Raw genomic sequence first — 21,066 nt, 5'->3', positions numbered from 1 at the left:
TTAATTAATTATAAGATATTATTTGTTAGGTATTAGGCAAATAAATATGGAACGGCTTATCGCGGTCTTTTACAACCAATTCGCCGTCTACAACTTCCAGCTCGGCCACCTGAATAGACGAACGTCGCATTTCGTAAGGGATATTGCCATTGTTGTCATGGTAATCCTTCGTATGGAAACGTCGTCCCGGGTGCGTAAAGTAGAAGATGTAAGCTTTGTCGCCAACAACGACTACATCACCATGCGAACCGCTTGGATAGTCATCTTTTCTGTTGCTCGGTGTTTCGAGGATGCGCTCTTTCTGCTTTTTCCAGTTGAGCAAGTCGCTCGATTTATAGACCGCCATGCCACGCCATTCGTCGGTCACAAACCAATACGATCCCTTGAATTTGAAAGCCTTAGCACCTTCGTGCGGCTCGTCGCTCACAGCCGGTTTGGCATCGCCTGTCCATGTATACAAATCCTTGCTGTCGGCATATAATGATTTGCTATCCCATTTGTACCACATACGCCAATTCCCGTTCGGCAGTTGGATAAGGGTAGCATCTATCACGTCATCTTTGGGTAACTTCACAGGACCTTCGTGCTTCCAGTCCCAAAGGTTGGTGCTGGTATAGTGCATCATCACTGCCCTTCCGCTCCAATGATTAGCTACCCCTTGAATATAGGAAACAAACATATGATATACACCATTGTGCAATACTACATCGGGTGCCCAGAAGGTATTCTTTCCTCTTTCGAATTCAAGGTCCAATGTTCCTCTGTATCGCCATGTCCTTCCATTGTCTTCGGAGTAGGCAATACCTATTTCGTTGCCGTAGCAATAGGCTACATCGGCAGCTTCGACATTCGCACGCCGTTGCGTATACAGCATCCACCAGGCTTTTTCGGCAGGGTTATACACAATACACGGATCGGCCGCCCCGTCGGTAATAGGATCGCGATATAGCGGAGCCGGAGGAACTGCTTGCGCCTGAACGCCAAGCGGGATTAGGACAGAGAATAATAGGATAATCGTTAAGAATGTTTTCATTGGTTGGTTTTAATTTTTAGATATACGAATTCAATACTTAAAAGTTAAATGGAACAAGAGCAGCCCGAAGCGCACAATATTCCACCCAACAAAATAAATAGATAAAAGCCTAATCGTATAACACAAAAATGCCTATTATCCCCACTTTCCGGTCAAAATCCACCAAATATAGCAAGAATGACCGAAAATTACAATTTTGAGACACCTCTTTATTATTCCTTTATCCGAACGCTAACACGAAAATAGCCCCGCCGTATTCCGATGGCAGGGCTATCTCTTTAGTCATTCAAGCCGAAAGAGTCTTAGATTTTCCTTAGAACAACCGTCCTCTTAACAGGCTTGTTTATTTCGTATATCTTATCAATGAGTATTTCCATCTCTTTTTCGCGCGCTTCGCGCACAGCCGGATGCATCATTTTAGCATACGTTTCGCGGTGGATGCCCGCCCAGATATTTTCTGCCTTATGCTTATCTATCGCCTCTATGGCTGCCCTATTGTTGGCAAAAAGTAATCCTTTGGGTTGCATGAAACCAAACTGCATCCACGCATAATCGCGGAAAGTACGCTCAATTTCCCAGCGCGTCTCGTTAAGGTACATGATAGCCAAAGCTTGTTGATACTGAGGCGTTTTAGTCTCTGCTGCCAGATTGATGCCTTTTGCTAACTGGTCGCCTGTCCAGATGCCGATTTCTTCGTTGTCGATAAGCAATTTGTATTTTCCTTTCAACCCTTTGACTGTCAGCATTTCTCTGTTCATCTCCTCCATAAACGGAACGATATTCAATGCTCCTGCCTGACTTTTCTGAGCGCCCCAGCCCCGTGCTATGGTATCGACAGGGTAAGGCAAAGAGCCGGCTAAATAGTCGAAACTTAAATCGCGACCAGATTTCTTCACGTCTGTTATCTCGCAGTTGGCAGCTTCGAGGACTGTCGCTTTATTCGCATCTATCGCTATACCTGCCACTTCTTTTCCGGAAAATCCCTGCGCTTTAAGGAAGATATACGCCATCACCATGTGCCCATCATTATCGGGGTGAATGCGGTCTTTGCCACAAATGGTAAATGTGGGATTTTTTTGCTGAAAGCGCCGGTTAATAGCCATCATCGGCTCGTTGAGGTCTGTAAACTCCCAGTTATGCTCTTTCGCTGCATCGCGCTGAAAAGCGACAATGCGCTCCATCACGGCATTCTTCCCACGGAAAGGTGTATTATCTTCTATCTCGACAGTTTCGTCATACGGACTACTTCCTATCAGCACGATGCGGGTATTTTCCAATCCCAGCAGCCGTTTTTCCAGCAACTGATAGTTCTTGTAGCAGGTACTATATCTCCCCTCGCCAAAGGCTTTGGCATTGTCTCCGTTATATTCGTGATAGCCCGAATCGTTCATCCCGAAAGTAACCATCAAAACGGTAGGGTTCTTACTGAATACGTCCCCATCCAAGCGCTTATACATATCGTGAGCAGTATCGCCGCCGATTCCTGCATTCAGCACTCGAAGGTTCATATCGGGGAAACGAGTCATATAATACAGCCAGATATAGGAGTGGTAATGGCCTCCATCGGTGATACTATTCCCCAGAAAAACAGCCCTGTCGCCATCCTGAAAAGGCTTGACGGATTGGGCAAACATAGCAAGGGTAAAACTAATAAAGATTGCAACTGAAAGAATTATTCTCTTCATGGTAATGTAATATTATTTATTATACTGATTATCAGATAGCTTTTAGTAAAAAGTAACATAAGTATACACATTTCGGGCATTTTTCACCTTGTTACTTTCAGCTTCGGATAATTCCTCCAGTTGCTTGTAGTATAGATAAAAAATTATTCTGCGCCTAAATTGGTCATTTTAAAGTAAGAATACTCAGCCGGTTGCTTCGCATTGCCTACATGAATCAATCCCGGACGGGCTACCCTATCCCAACGGACAAGGGAACGTGCATCGAGGGCGGCCTCGGATATATTCTCCCAGTTTTCGCCATCCTTGCTTTGATAGAAAGAAAGCAAATAACCTTTTTCCACGCCAACTTTCAGATATGGGTTTTTCCAATTGCAGGCAGCTTCGTGCAGAATTTTTTCTTCACCGTTGTGTACCAGCTTTAAGACGATTTTACCCCCCTGAATCCCCCAAAGGACAAGATTTTTATCATCGCCATACATGGTTAATCCCTTGAAAGACGCGTTTTTATTAACGATTTGTGTTTCGTACGAATAATTCGGCGTTTGAGAGCGTAGGCACAATGCCGTGCCATATTTGTTGTCGTCTTTAGGTGTTCCGTTCAGCGAGAGTTTTCCTTTCTGTATTTTTGTCTGAATGTCCGAATAGGGGTAGTTCCAAGTCCAATCTATTTTCAGAACAGAGCTTTCGAAATCGTCAGCAAAATCCTCCACCGGCTTTTGAACCACACCGTCAAAAGGCATATATTCGTTTACAGATGCAAGATATCCTGTTGTAAAATGAGGCCATTTGTCTGGTCCCATAAAGATTTCCTGCAAGATAGGCTGCCTGCCGTTATAGAAGCCGTCGCCTTTGAGGTAACCGTGGCACATGTAAAACATGCGTCCGTCTTCCGTCTCGACAGCTGTTCCGTGTCCGGCAGAAATAAAGTCGACACCTCCACCTTTCAGGATAGGATTGCCGGCATATTTCTCGTAAGGGCCTCTGTAACTTTTCGAGCGGGCTACATATACATCGTAGTCGCTACCCGGGCCACAGCAGCTATGAGGGGAATAGATGATATAATAGTATTCGCCATGCTTGAAGTGGTATTGTCCTTCCATGCCGATGCCTTCGTCGTCGCGCAACAAGGTAAACGGTTCACCTTCGAGGCGTAAACCGTCGGCCGAAAGTTTGGAGGCAGTTATTTCGATCGGGCGTTTATCCAATCCGTAGGCTTTCCAGCTGATATAGAGCTGTCCGTTGTCATCGTAAATGAACGCATCGATAGCTTCCGTTCCGTACTCTACAATAAGACCGTGATCGGTAAATTCGTCTGTCGGCGAATCGGCTGTAGCCACACCTATGTACGATACACCATCGCTGGCACGGCGCGCTGTATAGTAACAATAGACTTTATCGTTAAGAGAATAGAATTCCGGCGCCCAAAACGAGTTGGATGTCCATTCGGGCTTTTTATCGAAAACGTGTCCGGTCTGTTTCCAGTTGACAAGGTCGAGCGAAACGAATACCGGATAAAACGGCGCCCATTCCGAGGAGGTGCCGACTGCATAGAAAACGTCTCCGATGCGGATGATAGACGGATCTGCTATATCGCCTCTGATTACAGGGTTTTTGAAATATCCCTGCTCTTGGGCGGAAAGGCTCAATGATAATGTAAGAAATAAAAGTAAAAAGAGGTTCTTCATAAAAAAGGGCATTAGTGAAACAATATGAGTTTGATACGGCGAAGATAGTAAATATCTTATGCAAAATCATATCAAACTCATATCCAGTATGAAAAAAACCTTACAAATTTCTGTTATTTCTACTTTGCAGGGTCATAAACGGCAACTGCCACACGCGAGTCGGCGCAACCGTAATACAAGAACCATTTATCCTGATGAAAGACTAATCCTTCGATAAATACCGTTCCGGCAGGATATTGTCCGCTCTTTTCGAAATCCATTTCAGGCTTGAAGAAAGGTTTATCCAACTGCCCTATCAATTTGGTCGGATCGTTCAGGTCGAACAAGGCTTGTCCGGCGCAATACGAATTAGCCGTATAATTGCTATCTCCTCTTTCTCCTGCGCTGTTCTTTCCGTTATAGAATAACAAAATACCTTTGTCTGTTATGATTGCCGGAGGCCCGCATTCGGTCAAATCGCTATCGAATTTTCCTTCGCGCGGTTTGAAGAGGTCTTTGTATGTCCCATCCTCGTTGAGCATTGTTTCCCAATTGACCAAATCGTCGGAAGAAGCTATTTTCACTGATTTTTCGCCCCAATACATCCAGTATTTACCATCTATCTTAGCGATAACCTGCTTGCCGTCTACTACTTTTGTAATGATAGACGCCGATTTGGAAAACTCATTCACAAACTTGCCTCCGTGAGACTTGGCAAAGGCAGGGCCATATTTTGTCCATTTCTGTAAATCGCGCGATGTAGCTACCGCCAATCGTGCCTGCTGGCGGTTCCATTGCGTATAGAGCATTACATACATGCCGTCTTCCGTCATCGCCACACGTGGATCTTCGCAGCCACCCGGCCATTCCAGTTCTTTCTGGCCATCATTGTCGGGATAGAATACGGGGGTCGTCTTACGCTCGAAGTGCAAACCGTCTTTCGACCAGGCATAGCCCAGACGCGAGGTACGCCCTCCGATGCCTTCGCCCGATTTGTCCTCGGCGCGATATAAAACGACTATATCGTCATTATAGATAGTGGCAGCAGGGTTGAACGTATCGTTCGATTCCCAATCTACGGAGTCTTTCGTTATAGGGCAATAGAACTTGGTAGAAGGATTCGGCAAGATGACCGGATTCACTCCGTCGGGGCGTTCGAAGCCTATCCATGCCCAATCGGGGTAATCGCCCGATTCGGTCTGTTTCTTTGTTTCGCAAGATGTTATCATCAAAAGTGACGACAACACAAGGGCTACATGCAATAAAACTTTTTTCATTCTTTTTCGTGTTTTCTTATGAATATAATGTTGCTGTAATAGTATCATTCGAATGACGGCGGGGCAATTTTCGTACCCCACTTCCTGTCGGGTTTGTTTACGAGCGTGTAATTCAGCGTAGCTCCGCGCGAAAGGTCATCCCAGCTAATCCAGGTACTTTCGTACGGTTTGCCGTTCAAATTTAACGATTTTATATAAATATTCTTCTCCGAACCGCCTTTAATTACAACATCGCCTTCGGGCAAATGAATCTTCACCGAAGAAAAGATAGGACTATTGAGCGAAAATCCTCCTACTCCTGGTATTTCGGGGAAAAGACCGACACAGGCAAATACATACCACGCCCCCATAGAGCCCAAGTCGTCGTTGCCCGGAAGGCCATCTATCTTATTGAAATATTGCTCGTTGAGTACTCTGTTGACGATATTCTGTGTTTTATCGGGGCGTCCTACCCAGTTGTATATCCACGGAATCTGGAAGCTCGGTTCGTTGCCCGAAGCAAACCAATCATCGTTGTAGCTGGCATCCAATCGCCTGAACAAGTCATCCAATCGCTTTTCGGCAACTTCTTTTCCGCCGATGATTTCAATCAGTCCATTCAGATCATACGGAACCATCCAGAAATAGTTTTTGTATGTCGATTCGCGGAAGTCTTCCGTCAGCGGTTTCCACGAACCGTCTTCGTAGCGCGATTGCAACCAGGTTGTTTCCGGATTGTAGAGGTTTTTCCACGAGCGTGCCCGATGGAAATAATACCAGCTCACCGGCTCGTCGTTACAGGCTTTCAGCGCAAATTGAGCAATGGCAAAATCGGCAGAAGTATATTCCAACTGGATGGAGGCATTGTAATAGCCTTTCTCCATATATTGCTGCAAACCCGGGCGGGCTATTATATCCTGCGATTTAGCGCCCGGCACTTCGGCACTGTATTTCATCACCTTCAGTATAGAGCGTGGATCGTAGTTGCGCGCCCCGAAGGCATAAGCATTCGAAATCAGAATAGGTGTAGGATCGCCCTGCATCACGCCCGTTTCGATATTCGCCATCACCCAGCGAGGGAATGCCCCTCCCGACTGATGAGCAAAAAGTTGATGCGAAACGACAATATCCGACATCACATCGGGTGCCAGCATGGCTATCAATTGCGTCTGTGTGCGATAAGTATCCCAGTTGCTGAACGAGGTATAATATTTCGATTCAGTCTTGTAAATCCTGCCGTCAGCACCCATGTATTCGCCGTTTACATCACTACAAACGTTGGGGTGAATCATCGTGCGATAGAGATGCGTATAGAATTGCGTTATGCGGTCGGGGTTGTCACCTTCCACTTCAATCTTGCCTAAATAGTGATTCCATCGGGCAACGGTTTCGTTCTTCGTCGCTTCGAAGTCCCATCCTGCATTTTCGGCTTTCAGGTTCTGCCGTGCATTTTCGACAGAGACATACGATACGCCGATTTTATATTGTATTGTTTTCTTTTTGCTTACGTCGAATGTGAAGAATACACCCGAATGACGCCCTTCGGAAAAGGTGGTATTCGGCATCAGCCGCCCGTCTTTCCATGTGCCTCTGTAAGTGGCATCGGCATCGAATTCGGCGACAAAATATACTTTGTACGGAGTGGGTATGCCGCAGAAAAATCCTCCGTCGGCATAGCCTTCGCAGCTGTTGGGGCTTGTGATGACAATAGCCGCCTGCGAAATATCGGTGGCGGCAACTCCTCCGCCTATGATGATTGTTCCTGTTGTTTCGTCCTGAGAAAATAAATAGCTCGCCATACCTGTACGTTCGGTCACGGTCAGGCGGGCTTTTATGTTATTTTGTACGGTTGCTTCGTAATAGCCGGCCGAGCCTTTCTCGTCCGACACATTCACGCGCAGATTGATAATGCTATCGGGTGAAACCGTCAATTCACCGTTCAATGGAAAGGTTGGAAAGTTGCCCATATGGTCGCAGCCCGCACCACTTAACTGGTTGATAACGAATCCTGACTGCTTGGAGAAATAAGAGGGCGTAAACTGTACCATCCCAAAAGGATGGGTGGCACCGGGATAGAGGTATCCCGATGCCCATCCTGAACCTTTTGTCCCAATTAATGTATTAACCTTTGAAGCATAATCGATATTTGAAGCAACACTTTTCCCTGCAATGAAGAAGAGACAAGCGATTGCAAAAACCAATTTAATCTTTTTAGATATACCCATAATTTTACTGTTCCCTTTTAATTACTGTGTGATAAGAATAACAATATCCTTATCACACAGGCCTAATTACTAATAATCTTATCTATTTAGTTATCCACACCTATTTTATTCGCCGCTTAGGAAAGAGACTGTCACCGGAACGGATACTGTATAGTTCGTTTTTCCGTTGGTAGATACACCTATCCGCACAAATATGCGGTTCTCGTTCCCTTTTATAATGGCTTTATTCACAACATCGTTGAATGTACCGTCATTCAACAAGTCGTATGTCTGAATCAGATTTACGTTCAGCAAGCCGGCATCGGGTGTCGCGCTATAATCTACCGATGCTTTGCCCGACGAGTTACCCGAAGCATTGTCGATGTACGGGCTTAAATGCCATGCGAGGAAAGCCGACTGTATCTTATAGTCGTGACGGCTACGGTCTATTTTGTACGTAACTTTCAGGTCGCGCTGCGTAAGAGCCCCTCCGGTTACTACCTGAACGATTTTGGCCGATACTACTTCGACGCGGGCGTAAGGCGTTACCGGAATATCGTATTCGGTAATCTTCCCGCCTTTGAGCGTTACGGCTATTGTATCTATCGGATAGAAGTTGGCTTGCTCGATAGTTGCCAGATAGTCGGTGCTGAACATCCATGTGTTGCTGTACGTTCCATCCATCTGCGCATTGAAGTCGACAGGCATTTCAGAATGGTCTGCTCCTGTGGAGTGAAGGCGGTCTTTCTCGAACATCCTTATTTTCACAGAGCTTCCATGACCTTGCACAGGCATCGGAACAGGCTCGGAAGTATCCTCATCGATAATCCGTCCTTTTATTCCCGAGTTCGGTTCGCTATAGTTATCGTCATCGCAGCTTGGCAATACTATCACTCCCAATGCTAAAATGAGTATATATACAAATTGTTTCATATGCTAATTATTTAATTTAAAATGACACAACGTTTTAGAAACCTGGGTTATTCGGTCCTAACTTAGGATTGCTACCCATATCTGTATCGGTGATTTTGATATAATAGTTTTTCACTTGGAATACTTTGTTCGGTTTAGGCGCTTTGCCTGTAGTGAAGACGAATTTACCATCCTGCCATACATACCAAGGGTAGAGTGCATTAGTAGGGAAATCAGCCAATACGGTGTGCGCTATTCTCCAGCGTTTCAAATCCCAATGACGATGGTTTTCGTATGCCAGTTCCACACGGCGCTCGTTGCGGATACGGTCTATAGTCACTTCCCCCACAGTCAACGCTCTGATGCCTGCACGGTTGCGCACCATATTCAGGGCAGTCTGGGCATTACCCGCCTGACCAAGTTCGAACGAGGCTTCGGCTTTATTCAGATAGATTTCAGCCAAGCGGAAGATAGGCCATGCTACATCCGACATTTCGCCACGGATATCGGTCAACGATTCATCGGCAAATTTCTTTTCGTAGAAACCTGTCTTACCCACATCGCCTGTATCCCACAAACCATCTTTCCCGAAGATTCGCATTCTTGTTCCACCCGGTATAGGTTCGTAAATTGCATCCGGATTACCGGAGGTTACAAAACGGGCATTACCGATGAACGACTCATCATAAATACCTCTGCGAATTTCTATAACACCTCCGCGACAGTCGTCATAAGGAAGGTAGAACGTCGCACGCAGGCGGGGATCTTTATTGGCAAACAAATCCAACGGATGATTGTATTTGATCAGGTTGCCGCCTCCGTCTACTAACTTCAGCGTTCCCGGAGTTCCATCGGTATATTCAAATGCTTCGATCAAATCCAAAGTAGGTGTTACACCGCATCCGTAACCGTTTTGTGTGAAACTGAAAGGAACGGTCAACAGGTCGAAAGAGTGCCCTTTGAGTGGTGCGGAGAATTCTTTCCAGAAGATGTATTCGCTGTTACCTCTTTTTTCGAGGAACATCTTTTGGAAGTTTTCGGTCTTATCGGCATATACCTGATACAAAGAGTGTTGCCCCAGAACCAATACACTATCAGACGCATCCACACATTTGCCCCAGAAGTAGTTGGCACGTCCGGGATCTACCCCCACAATGCCACCCAGTTGTACTGTTCCGTATTTGGCAATAGATCCGGCATATAATGCCGCTCTCGATTGCAAAGCAAAGGCTCCCGAACGGGTAATGCGTGTGCGATAAATATCATCACGCCTAACAGGTAGATCTGCTGCAATTTCGTCGATTTCGTCGATGATGAAACTCCAGATAACTTCTTCCTTGTCGCGAGGTACTTGCAATTGAGCCAAATCGGAGATTCCTTTATATTCCTGCACTTCGGTGATAAGCGGCACTCCTCCGTAACGTTTTGCAAGGCTGAAATACTGGAATGCTCTCAAGAAACGTGCTTCTGCCATATATGCAGCTTTCAGGCTTTCGTCGATAGAAGCATTTTCCAACTTATACATGAATATATTGCAGGAGCGGATACGATCATAGCCGTCTTTCCAGTATCCGAACCATTCGTCGTTGAAGTTGGCACGGGCAACATCGCCTGTCCCGAGGTCTCCTGCTTGATAGGCACCCGTACCTTCGTCGGAAGTGGTTATCAGATTATGATTCCATACATCCCAACCGTCAAAATAGGAGGGATTCTGCTCAACCTGCAGGTTGTCATAGAGATTGGCCAAGGCCGCAACAACTAATTTTTCATTATTCCATACCTTACCCTCTTCCAGTCTATCTGTAACTTTTGTGTCAAAGTCACAGGCAAAGAAGGCGAGAGAAACAGTAACGATTAAACTATATATTATTTTTTTCATCTTCTTTCGTTTTTTAGATACCTACATTTATTCCGAAACTATATACTTTCATTTGTGGATAGTAGAAACTCATCCATCCTTCTACGGCTTCGGGGTCTGTATATTTCACATTGGTAATCGTGAGCGGATTGTATGCATTCATATATACCCGCACATTCTGCAATCCCAATTTGGTTACAATATGCTTCGGCACTGTATAGCCCAATTCGATGCTTTTCAGACGAACATAGTAAGCGTCTGTAGCCCAGAAGGTAGAGTTGCGTGAGTTATTGGCATTGTCCGACGAACGGAGTGAAGGGTATTTACCCGGAATCCATGCACTGTTGGGATCGTTGTAATCGGCTTTGTGCCATCTGTCTTTCCACAGGCTGAATCCGTTACCTTCGCCCGGACCAATCCAGGTGTTTTTGTACGAGTTCGGCATCTGCATATAGTTTGTCGCTCCCTGGAAAAGAATATCCAAGTCGAAACCACGCCAATTAGCATTGATGTTCAGGCCATAAGTAATATCAGGGAAAGGACCTTTACCGATAACCTTTTCGTCTTTTTCATCGATTACGCCGTCATTGTTCAAGTCGCGGTATTTGATATCTCCCGGACGAAGCGACGAGTTGGCTTTTCCGTCCTGTATAGGCGAGTTGTAAATCTCGTCGTAAGACTGGAACTGACCTATAGCGACATATCCCCATGTGATATTTTTGTAGCGGTCAGGATAAGCGCTTTTGCTCGGATCGCGGTATGCCAGATACTGATTGAGTGCCATAGCTTGTTCGATGTGCAAATCCTTTGCCCGTGCATAGTCGAGGTTTCCTCTGATTTCGAATTGAAGGTCATTTATCTTATGTCTGGTACTGATACTCAATTCGAAGCCGCGATTGTCGTCGCTGTTCAGGTTCTCCTGCGGCAATGGGAATCCACTTGTTGTCGGAAGCGATAATCCGCGTGTAGCATATTTTCCGGTCGTTTTACGATAGAAATAGTCGAATACAATACCCAGTTTTCCGTCCCAGAAATCGGCATCGAAACCGACATTGGTCGTCTTCACCTTATACCAGAATATATTGCGGTTGGCCAGATTCGCTTCTTTCAGTCCCGAAGTAATTGTACCTGAGCCCGATCCGCCAAAGATATAGCTTCCTTCAGGGAATAGCCAGCCACTTGTAAACTGATTCGCATTCAGGTCTTTGTCGTCTCCCGTACGTCCCCATGAAGCGCGCAGCTTGAGGTTATCCATAAACGGAACCGCCTCTTTGACAAATGGCTCTTCCGAAATTCTCCATCCGGCAAATACCGAAGGGAAGAATCCCCAACGATGATCAGGCGATGTTTTAGATGATCCGTCGTAGCGGAATGTAAATTCGGCAAGGTATTTACCCATGTAGTCGTAGTTGAAACGTCCTACAAAACCGCCGTATTTCACTTCTCCGGCATTTCCTTTCGCTTCCTGCCCGTCGACGTCTCCTTTATCCAGTTCGTCTATACCGGTAGTCATCGAATAGAGGCGTTTTCCGCTGAACCAGTCGTCCTGTACTTCTTTCCACTGGAAGAGTCCCATAACACCCACATTGTGCACTTCGTTGAACTTGCCGTTGTAAGTCAACTGGTATTGCTGGTCGGTCTTATAATACGGATGACTTTCCTGATAGAGTTCGCCTTTTGCCACTCTGGTGTAAGGCACGTAGCTGTTATTTATAACGTCATAAGTATATTGCGTAAACTCTCTTTTTAGTTCCTTCTTCCTTGCATCGGTATAGTCAAAAGCCACAAATGCTCTTGCCGTCAATCCTTTTATAATCTCATAGTTGAGGGCAATCTGGCTATTGAATTCCAAATCGCGGCGATCTTTATATCCCGTTGCGCCACGGTCGAGCATAGCAATCGGGTTGAGTTCGTTTCCGTCGGAATTGTAATAGTGATTTTTGCTATCGTTGGCATATATAGGAACATTCGGCGCATTTGCCTTGATGGCTTTGAAAACCTTCATTCCTTCGTCGCCGAGATAGTACGGATAGTTGCGATCTTCGAGACGTCCGCCCAAACCGACTTCGGCAGTCAGTTTCGAGGTTATTTTTGTCGTGATGTTTGAACGGAAGTTGTAACGGTCAAACGATTGGCTCGATTTCAAAATACCGTCCTGCGTCAGATAACCGAACGAGAAGAAGTATTTAATCGCATCCGATCCTCCGCTGATATTCAGGTTATGCTGCTGTTTTGTTGCCACAGAACGCACCGCTTCGTCGTACCAGTCTGTAGCCGGATAGTTAGGGTCTGAACCTGTACGGTATTTTTCCAGTTCCGCATCGGTATATTTAGGAGCTTGTCCGGCATTACGTAACGCTTCGTTGCGGAAGTAAGCATACTCGTATGCATCCATCATATTGAGATTCTTCACAGGAGACTGCAAGCCGATGTTGTAGCTATAGTTGATTCTCGGTTTACCGTCTGCACCTTGTTTGGTCTTGATGATGATAACCCCGTTCGCACCTTTGAAACCGTATACAGCTGCCGAAGCATCTTTCAGCACTGTCACCGACTCTATTTCGTTCGGGTCGATTTGCGAAAACGGACGCTCTACGCCATCGACGATTGTCAACGGATCGCCGTATCCGCGGATGTCGAATGTACCGCCATCATTACCCGGCTCGCCATTCGTCTGCTGGAAGCGGATACCTGATACTTTACCCAACATGCTCGCTTTGAGTGAAGGCTGGCTTACTTTGGCCAGATTGTCTCCCTTGATGGAAGAGATAGCACCGACTAACGTCGCTTTCTTTTGCACACCATAACCGACAACGACTACTTCGTCGAGTATCTGTTGGTTTTCCTTCATTACAATTTGGAAATTAGTGCGTCCATTCACAGCTAACGTTTGCGTAGCATATCCCACGTATGTTATACGTAGCTTCGAATTAGCAGGAACTGTCAGAGTAAAGTTACCATCGATATCGGTCTGTATACCGTTTGTCGTTCCCTCTTCGGCTACAGATGCCCCGATGATGGGTTCGTTATTGGTATCGAGTACCGTTCCCGTTATTTCTATTTCTTTCCCTTTGGCATCTCCCGAAGGCGTTTGCTGCTGGTTAGCTTTCGACGTAGCAGTAGACAAGCTTATCGAGATATAGTTATCCGAAAAATGATAGGAAAGCCCTAACGGAGCAAAAGCCTCGTTCAGGACAGTCGTCAGTTTTCCGTTCCGAAGAGTAGTTTTAAGCTTTGTATTTTTATCTATATCTTCTTTCGAATAGACAAAATTGTAGCCTGTTTGCTTTTCTACTTCTTTGAATAAGTTATTCAGTGTTTTGGAGGACGACACATTTACTTCAGCCTCCGGGTTCTTGGTGCTTTGCGCAGAAAGATTGGAAAATCCCGATAATGCAAAAACCAGGATAAAGCATACTATCTGCAACCTGTTTTTGATTATTCCAGATTTTGCTAAGTTGTAAGATAAAAGCATATTCTTCATTTTTAGATTTAAATATTACAATCATTTTTTAAGGTAAAGCCGTATGTGGCTTTGGCTGTTGAGCTTCAGGATGATTCATGTTTCATTCATAGATTAGGTTTTAAGGTTTATTATTTTAGTTAACTGATTTCAAAATTTACATAATAGATGTTACCCTATGTTAATTACCATAGGAACGATTATCCTCCAATATACCCCCAAACAAGTTGCTATTTTTTTGAAAGAGAGAACGGAGCAGCATCTTTCGACGTGTTGCGCGTTTTGTCCGGCTGACTTCCCATCTCGAAACGGACAGTTCCGCCATCGACGATATCGCTATAGGTTATATAGTTTTTATTCAAAGGTTTTCCGTTTAATGTAGCCGATTGGATATAGACGTTTTCGCGGTTGTTGTTATTCGCTTCGATAACGAATTTCTTTCCATCCTCCATCGTGATAGTCGCTTTCGGGAAAACAGGACTGCCAATCACATACTGATCTGTACCCGGACAAACACTATATATACCCAATGCACTCAGGATATACCACGACGACATTCCACCCTGATCCTCATCGCCCGGATAACCCCGTTCCGAAGAATTGTACAACCGATCCATAATCTGACGAGCCCAGTATTGCGTTTTCCATGGTTGTCCGGCATAGCTGTACAGATAGATCATGTGCTGTATAGGTTGGTTTCCATGCGCATATTGTCCCATACCGGCCAAAACCATTTCTTCCATTTCGTGAATCATTCCGCCATAAGTTCCGGGGATTACCGTATTAGGCACAGTGAAAACAGAGTCTATTTTCTGCGTGAATTTAGCATCGCTGCCGTATAAGTCAATCAGCCCTTGCACATCGTGAAATACCGACCAGTTATAGTGCCAGGCGTTGCCTTCGCAATATGGCCCGCCCCATTCGTAGGGATTGAAAGGCTCTACCCAGTTTCCACTCAAATCTTTCCCTCGCATAAAGCCGGTAGACGCGTCAAATACTGTGCGATAGTTATACATCTGCTTGGCAAATACTTCTTCGTAGAACTTATTACCCGTCATTTTCGCCAGATTGTAGCCGCAGAAATCATCGTAAGCATACTCCAATGTCTGCGCCGTAGAGCCCATCGATTCGGGATAGGTCACATAACCCAACTGAAAATATTCTTTCCAGCCGGCACGCCCATTTGCCCCACCCCAAGGGCCTTTATTCATCGCTTCGTGTGCATAGGCTTTCAGCGCACGTTCGGGATCGAATGTACGAATACCTTTCGCCCAGGCATCGGTCAACAGCGAAATAGCATGGTTTCCAAGCATTCCGCCCGTTTCGCCCGGAGCCGACCACGACGGCAACCAGCCGCATTGGTCTTGCGCATCCAACAAGGCATTCATATAACGTCCCTGCATGGTAGGGTGCAGGATATTCGTCAGCGGAAACTGCGAACGGAAGGTGTCCCAGAAGCCATTGTCGGTATACATATAGCCCGAATGTATTTTACCATCGTAAGGGCTGTAATAATAAGGGTTTCCATCGGTATCACGCTCATAGAATTTGCGCGAGAACAAATTGGCACGGAACAGGCACGAATAGAATGTCCGTGTTTGCTCTTCCGTTCCGCCCTCTACAACTACACGGTTCAGGAGGTCGTTCCACGTCTTGAATCCACGAGCTTTGGTTACTTCAAGGTTTTTATCCTTCCCCAGTTCGGCATTCAGCGTAACCAATGCCTGTTCGGGACTGATATAGGACGAAGCTGCTTTTGCCTGCACTTTCGTTCCTTTTTTGAACTTGATATATGCACCATAGCCTTTGCCTTCGCCCGATGTCTGGTTCGGGAAGATCGCATCGTTTTCATTCTCCCACGTTCCGTATGCTTCGAAAGGCTTATCGAACTGTACCACAAAGTAGTTGCGGAAGTTCTCGGAATGGTTGACAAAGCGCTGATTGTTTACCCAGCCCGATATTTGCCTTTTGGCAGGGTCTATTTTGATTTCGCTCATCGCCGTATAGCCATCTAACACCAAATAGGCATCCCCTTTGGATGGAAACGAAAAGCGCAGATGCACTCCCCGTGTTGTAGGAGCCATTTCGGTAGTGATGCCATTATCAAGCGTCACTTTATAATAGTGTGGCTTAGCAATCTCGTTATCATGGCTGAATTTAGTCGCTCTTTTCTCCTGATTGACAACCAAATCGCCCAGCACAGGCATAAACGAATAAACAGCATAGTCACTCATCCACGGGCTGCACTGATGCGCCTGATGAAATCCACGGATGGAATCGACAAAGTACTGATATTTCCACCCCTCGCCGTTCGGCCCTGTCTGCGCCGACCATGTATGCATGGCATAGGGCATGCCGGTAGTGGGATAGGTATTTCCATAACTCAACCCGAAATGCGAGTCCGTTCCCTGCAACGTATTGACATACTGCACCAAATCTTTCTGCTGGGCAAAAGAGGCTATTGCAACGAACAGATATGTAGTAATAATGAATAAAATTCTTTTCTTCATGGTAGTTATATGTGATATTATTTCGTACTATTCGATGTCACGCCCGGCCAGTCGTCGGTGCGGAAAGGGGATGCAGGCAGGCCTATTCCATTATAGAGGTTGCAAACGGGATTGTCAGCCCATGCGTAGCGAACCGTCACAGGAAAAACCACTTGCGGACAAGAAACGACAACCGAATTGCCTTCGATAACGGCATCTGCCCAATGAAACCGATGATCCAATCCGGCAATAGTAAAGCCTCGGAGCAACTCGTTATTAGCGGTTTTCAATCCGCCGTCGGTATGGCTGAAATAAATTCTGATTTTGTTTCCTTCTATTTTATAAGAGTCGAACATAGGACCCGAATACGGAATCTTTTCGCCGTAAGTCTTTGCACGGGCTGCCAAAGCCAAACGCTTCCCAACATCCTGCTTGTTCTTCGGGTGTATATCGTCTGCTTCGCCTATATCGATGGTGACTGCCATTCCTGTATTTTCCAGATTCAACGTCCGTGTCTGTGCTTCGCGTAGTTCTGCCCAAGTCGATTCTACAGGCTCGGTTTGCAGTTTGGTAAAGTTGGCTAACTGCACGATATAAAAATGTAACTTTGTTCCCCACTGCCTGCGCCAGTCGCGGATGAGCAACGGCAGCAAGTCGCGATATTGATAGGCACGCCCAGTATTGGCCTCGCCCTGATACCAGATAGCCCCTTTGAGGCTGTAAGGTGCAATCGGGTTCAGCATGCCATTATATAGCAATGTAACCGAATTAGGATTTTCCCGCACATCCACCGGGATAGGCGGCAAGTCATTCACGTTCAGTGATACTTTATATTTCCAGTTACCCGCCAATGGCTGACGGTCGGAAGGGCTTGCTTCGATATAGATACTCTTCGGTTCGCCATAGATGCCGCCCGAACCGCCTGTATCTATCACTCTGACAGTTATAACAGCTTTGCCCGCCTTCACGAGGTTTGCCGGAACTTTGTAGGTACGATTAGCCATCCAGCCTTCGGTGTAGCCGATTTCGACACCATTAAAGTAAGTAAAATCATTATCGTCGATTGCGCCCAGATTCAACGTGAGTTCTTTACCTGCCCAGTTGGCAGGAATATCAATCGTTTTGCGAAACCAGACAATACCATTGAAGCCCAGCAGCCCTTGATCCTGCATAAATCCGGGGACTTTCATCTCATCCCAATCATCATCGTTTGCCTGCAAAGCAGCCCATACGGGAGAGCCGTTCTTTGCACCTTTATCCTTATTATCTACGGATTTTTTCCAGTTCTCGAGCTGATTCTGGTAAAATAGACCTTGTTTCTCTTTATCTTCGGGGAAGCTGCGGACTTGTTCTACAGCTTCGGCAAAATCGGGCATCGCTTCGAGCGACTCGCCGCTTACCCACGCTTCGGCAATCGTCCCGCTCCACGAGGAGTTGATGATACCGACAGGCACATTCTGATATTTATGTATATCGCGGCTAAAGAAATATCCTACCGCCGAAAAGTTCGCCACCGTCTCCGACGAGCAGACTTGCCAGCCGTTTCCGGCAGCCTTGAAATCGCTTAGAGGAACGGTGCTGATTGCTTTTTCCACATTCAATAGGCGGATATTGGGATATTTTTGAGCTTCGACTAATTCCTGTTGATAGTTATTGACTTTTCCCCAGCCTTCGACCTGCATTTCCATATTGGATTGCCCCGAACACAACCAGACTTCGCCAATCATCACATTATTTAACTTGACGACCTTTCCATCCGAAATGGTGATGGTATATGGCCCTCCCGCTGACGGCGTTTCGATTGTTGTTTTCCAGTTTCCTTGTGCATCAGCCTGAACCGTATACTGTTTATTATTCCACGAGGTTGTGATTTTCACTTGCTTCTTCGGCTTGGTTTTACCCCAGAAAGGTGCATCGGTTTGTTGCTGCAAAACCATATTATCCGAAAACAACGGGGATAACTTCACTTGCGCCGACAAAGAAATAGTCGATATAAGAAACAGAAATAGAATGAGATATCTATTTTTCATGGATTATTTATTTAAGAATATAACAATGTGTTTATAGTAGGACGCCTCAGCCCTATTTTTCCACCAAAGGAGAATGTATTTTTATCTGAAAAAGGCCTATGAATCTTCATAAGCCTTTTCCTTATAAGATAGAGGACGATTAGTTACCCCAACGCTCGTTCGGTTTATCGCCCATATACAACTCGAGTGTTCCACCGTTTACAATATCCTGAAAATCAATATAACACTTATTATATTCTTCTCCATTCAAAGTTGCTTTCTGGATATAAATATTCTCGGGCAGGTTGTTTCGGGCGATTATGGTAAACTTCTCTCCTTTGAAATACTGTTGATCTAATTTGATTTCTATCTTATTGAATACAGGGCTCGTTATCTCGTAGCGCGTATCGCCCGGACAAGCCGGATGAATGCCCGACGCCGCGAGCACATACCACGCCGACATCTGACCGACATCTTCGTTTCCGACAATTCCTTCTACGGAATTGGAATAGGCTTTTTCGCATATTTCGCGCGTCCACTTCTGCGTCAGCCAAGGTGTTTCGAGGCGGTTGAAGAGGAACGGCACTAAGTGTACAGGTTCGTTGGCATGGTTGTAATAATCATTCCAAAGCATATTTTTAGGCGTATGGTCGAAGAAGTAAGTCAGGTCTTCGATTACCTTCTCGCGGCCGCCCATCAGCTCTACCATTCCCGGCACATCGTGCGGAACGAACCATCCCTGTTGATACGGATTGCATTCAATGCTGCCGTACCACTCCACCAGACGGGCATTCTCGGGCCATGCCTCCCACGAACCATCGGGATTGCGTGGACGGAACCAGCCTTTTTCCTTATCGAAAATATTGTGATATGCCTGGCTCTTTTTCAAGAAGGATTCTTCGTCTTCTGTCTTTCCTAATTCTTTGGCTAATTGCGCAATACACCAATCGGTATAAGCATACTCCAATGTATGCGAAATGCTAAGCGGATTCGGCGTATATCCGAGCGAATCGTTGCCGAACTTTTTGGAGGTATTAAGCGCATACTGGTAAGCCTTATCAATGTCGTACCCGCGAATACCTTTGAGATAAGCGTCGGCAAGAACCGATAAGGCCGGATTGCCAATCATGCAACCGGAATAAGCATTCAACAGCTCCCAACGCTCGTAATATTTGCGCCCGCTTTGGTCGGCAAGGGTAATCAGCGAGTTCAATTCGTCGTTGACCAACTGAGGATTGATAATCGTCTGCAACGGAAACTGGCTACGGAATACATCCCATCCGCTGAAAATAGTGCGTTTGGTGAAATCGGTACAGGTATATATTTCGCCGTTGCCACCTACATAGCGGTTGTCTACATCGCAATAAACACGCGGATCTATCATGGTGTGATAGAGCGCCGTATAGAATATGGTTTTCTCATCTTTCGAACCCCCTTGTACTTCTATCCGGCTAAGTTCTTTATCCCAAGCGGCTTTGGCTTCGTTGCGAATCTGGTCGAAATCTTTGTCTGCAATCTCTGCTTCGAAGTTCTTTTTCGCGCCTTCCATATCCACGAATGAGATACCGGCTTTTAGCGTAACCTCTTCATTTTCTTTTGTTTCGAATTGCGTATAGAAACCCAAATGTTTTCCTTCCAATGCTTCCTTATCCTTGATTATCGGAGCTTGCGAAACACGCGCCAGATAAGGAACACTGACAACCTCATCTCTTTTGCGCTCCCACGTATCGGGGATGTCCGCACTCCAGAAGCCGTAGTCGCTAAGCGCCTTGCTGAATTTGGCATAGAAATGAACGATGTAACGCGAATTGCCATCGCCATTGCCCCAGCCTCCGCCGTCGGGCGTACATTCCATCCATCCCTGAATGGTATAGGCGTCCAGCACTTTTATGTATTGGCGTGTAGACGTCCCTCCTACCCTGCGTGCCAAGTCGATTTGTATTCTCGATTCCTTATTTTTCGGGAAAGTAAATTTGAGCATGCCACTATGGGGAGCAGCCGTCGCTTCGACTTTTATGTTGTAATCGGTCAGTTCTGCCGAATAATACCCGGCTTTGGCGGTTTCGGTGGTTTTATTATATGCCGAACGATAACCTTTTATAGAGCCGTCTTCCTTTCCGGCAATGGTTTGCAGTTTGCCTGTAGTCGGCATAACGAGGAAGTTGCCTAAATCGCCATACCAGCCTACACCGCTCATCTGTGTGAAGGCGAATCCTTCTATCGTTTTATGCTCGTAGCTGTATCCCGGGCTGTTGTCGCCGCCCGTTATGGTGTTGGGGCTGACCTGAACCATTCCGTAGGGAGTAGTCGCTCCCGGAAAAGTCTTACCTAATCCGTGATAGACGCCTGCATCGCGGGTACTTGTGCTTGCCCCGATAAACGGATTGACATAATCCGACGGGGAGAGGTTATTATTTGTGTCGTGCGTAGTACAACCTGTTATTATCAGAAGAGTGCAAATTAACCATAATTTACCTATACCTTTTTTCATAA

General features: G+C 45.9%; 11 protein-coding genes. All 11 read right to left on the bottom strand.

Annotation, left to right across the window (positions count from 1 at the left end):
- Positions 1-25: 25 nt before the first annotated feature.
- The 11 genes from D0T66_RS03595 to D0T66_RS03545 all read right to left on the bottom strand — a co-directional run bounded on the left by D0T66_RS03595 (position 26) and on the right by D0T66_RS03545 (position 21,064).
- On the bottom strand, positions 26-1,033 hold the full coding sequence (locus D0T66_RS03595) for a glycosyl hydrolase (RefSeq protein ID WP_163355692.1): 1,008 nt from the start codon (positions 1,031-1,033) through the stop codon (positions 26-28).
- Between the two features lie 302 nt (positions 1,034-1,335).
- Entirely contained in the window at positions 1,336-2,718 is a 1,383-nt protein-coding gene (locus D0T66_RS03590; RefSeq protein WP_163355690.1) for an SGNH/GDSL hydrolase family protein, read from the bottom strand.
- 143 nt (positions 2,719-2,861) lie between these two features.
- Positions 2,862-4,403 (bottom strand): family 43 glycosylhydrolase, encoded by a 1,542-nt coding sequence (locus tag D0T66_RS03585; protein ID WP_163355688.1) that lies wholly within the window; start codon positions 4,401-4,403, stop codon positions 2,862-2,864.
- Positions 4,404-4,522: 119 nt separating this feature from the next.
- On the bottom strand, positions 4,523-5,659 hold the full coding sequence (locus D0T66_RS03580; protein WP_163355686.1) for a glycoside hydrolase family 130 protein: 1,137 nt from the start codon (positions 5,657-5,659) through the stop codon (positions 4,523-4,525).
- 44 nt (positions 5,660-5,703) lie between these two features.
- Positions 5,704-7,863, bottom strand: a complete 2,160-nt coding sequence (locus D0T66_RS03575; RefSeq protein ID WP_163355684.1) for a GH92 family glycosyl hydrolase — start codon at positions 7,861-7,863, stop codon at positions 5,704-5,706.
- A gap of 105 nt (positions 7,864-7,968) precedes the next feature.
- A complete protein-coding gene (locus D0T66_RS03570; RefSeq protein ID WP_163355682.1) occupies positions 7,969-8,775 on the bottom strand; it encodes a DUF3823 domain-containing protein in 807 nt (268 codons plus the stop codon).
- 34 nt (positions 8,776-8,809) lie between these two features.
- On the bottom strand, positions 8,810-10,633 hold the full coding sequence (locus D0T66_RS03565) for a RagB/SusD family nutrient uptake outer membrane protein (protein ID WP_163355680.1): 1,824 nt from the start codon (positions 10,631-10,633) through the stop codon (positions 8,810-8,812).
- Positions 10,634-10,646: 13 nt separating this feature from the next.
- On the bottom strand, positions 10,647-14,096 hold the full coding sequence (locus D0T66_RS03560) for a TonB-dependent receptor (protein ID WP_255489700.1): 3,450 nt from the start codon (positions 14,094-14,096) through the stop codon (positions 10,647-10,649).
- 209 nt (positions 14,097-14,305) lie between these two features.
- Positions 14,306-16,585, bottom strand: coding sequence for a GH92 family glycosyl hydrolase (locus D0T66_RS03555; protein ID WP_163355678.1), 2,280 nt, complete (start codon positions 16,583-16,585; stop codon positions 14,306-14,308).
- 17 nt (positions 16,586-16,602) lie between these two features.
- On the bottom strand, positions 16,603-18,594 hold the full coding sequence (locus D0T66_RS03550) for a sialate O-acetylesterase (protein ID WP_163355676.1): 1,992 nt from the start codon (positions 18,592-18,594) through the stop codon (positions 16,603-16,605).
- Between the two features lie 139 nt (positions 18,595-18,733).
- Positions 18,734-21,064, bottom strand: a complete 2,331-nt coding sequence (locus tag D0T66_RS03545) for a GH92 family glycosyl hydrolase (RefSeq protein WP_163355674.1) — start codon at positions 21,062-21,064, stop codon at positions 18,734-18,736.
- Positions 21,065-21,066 lie beyond the last annotated feature (2 nt).

Source organism: Dysgonomonas sp. 25, assembly GCF_010501075.1.
Lineage (GTDB): Bacteria > Bacteroidota > Bacteroidia > Bacteroidales > Dysgonomonadaceae > Dysgonomonas.
The sequence above is the reverse complement of the archived record's forward strand: the minus strand, read 5'-3'. Positions and strand labels throughout refer to the sequence as shown.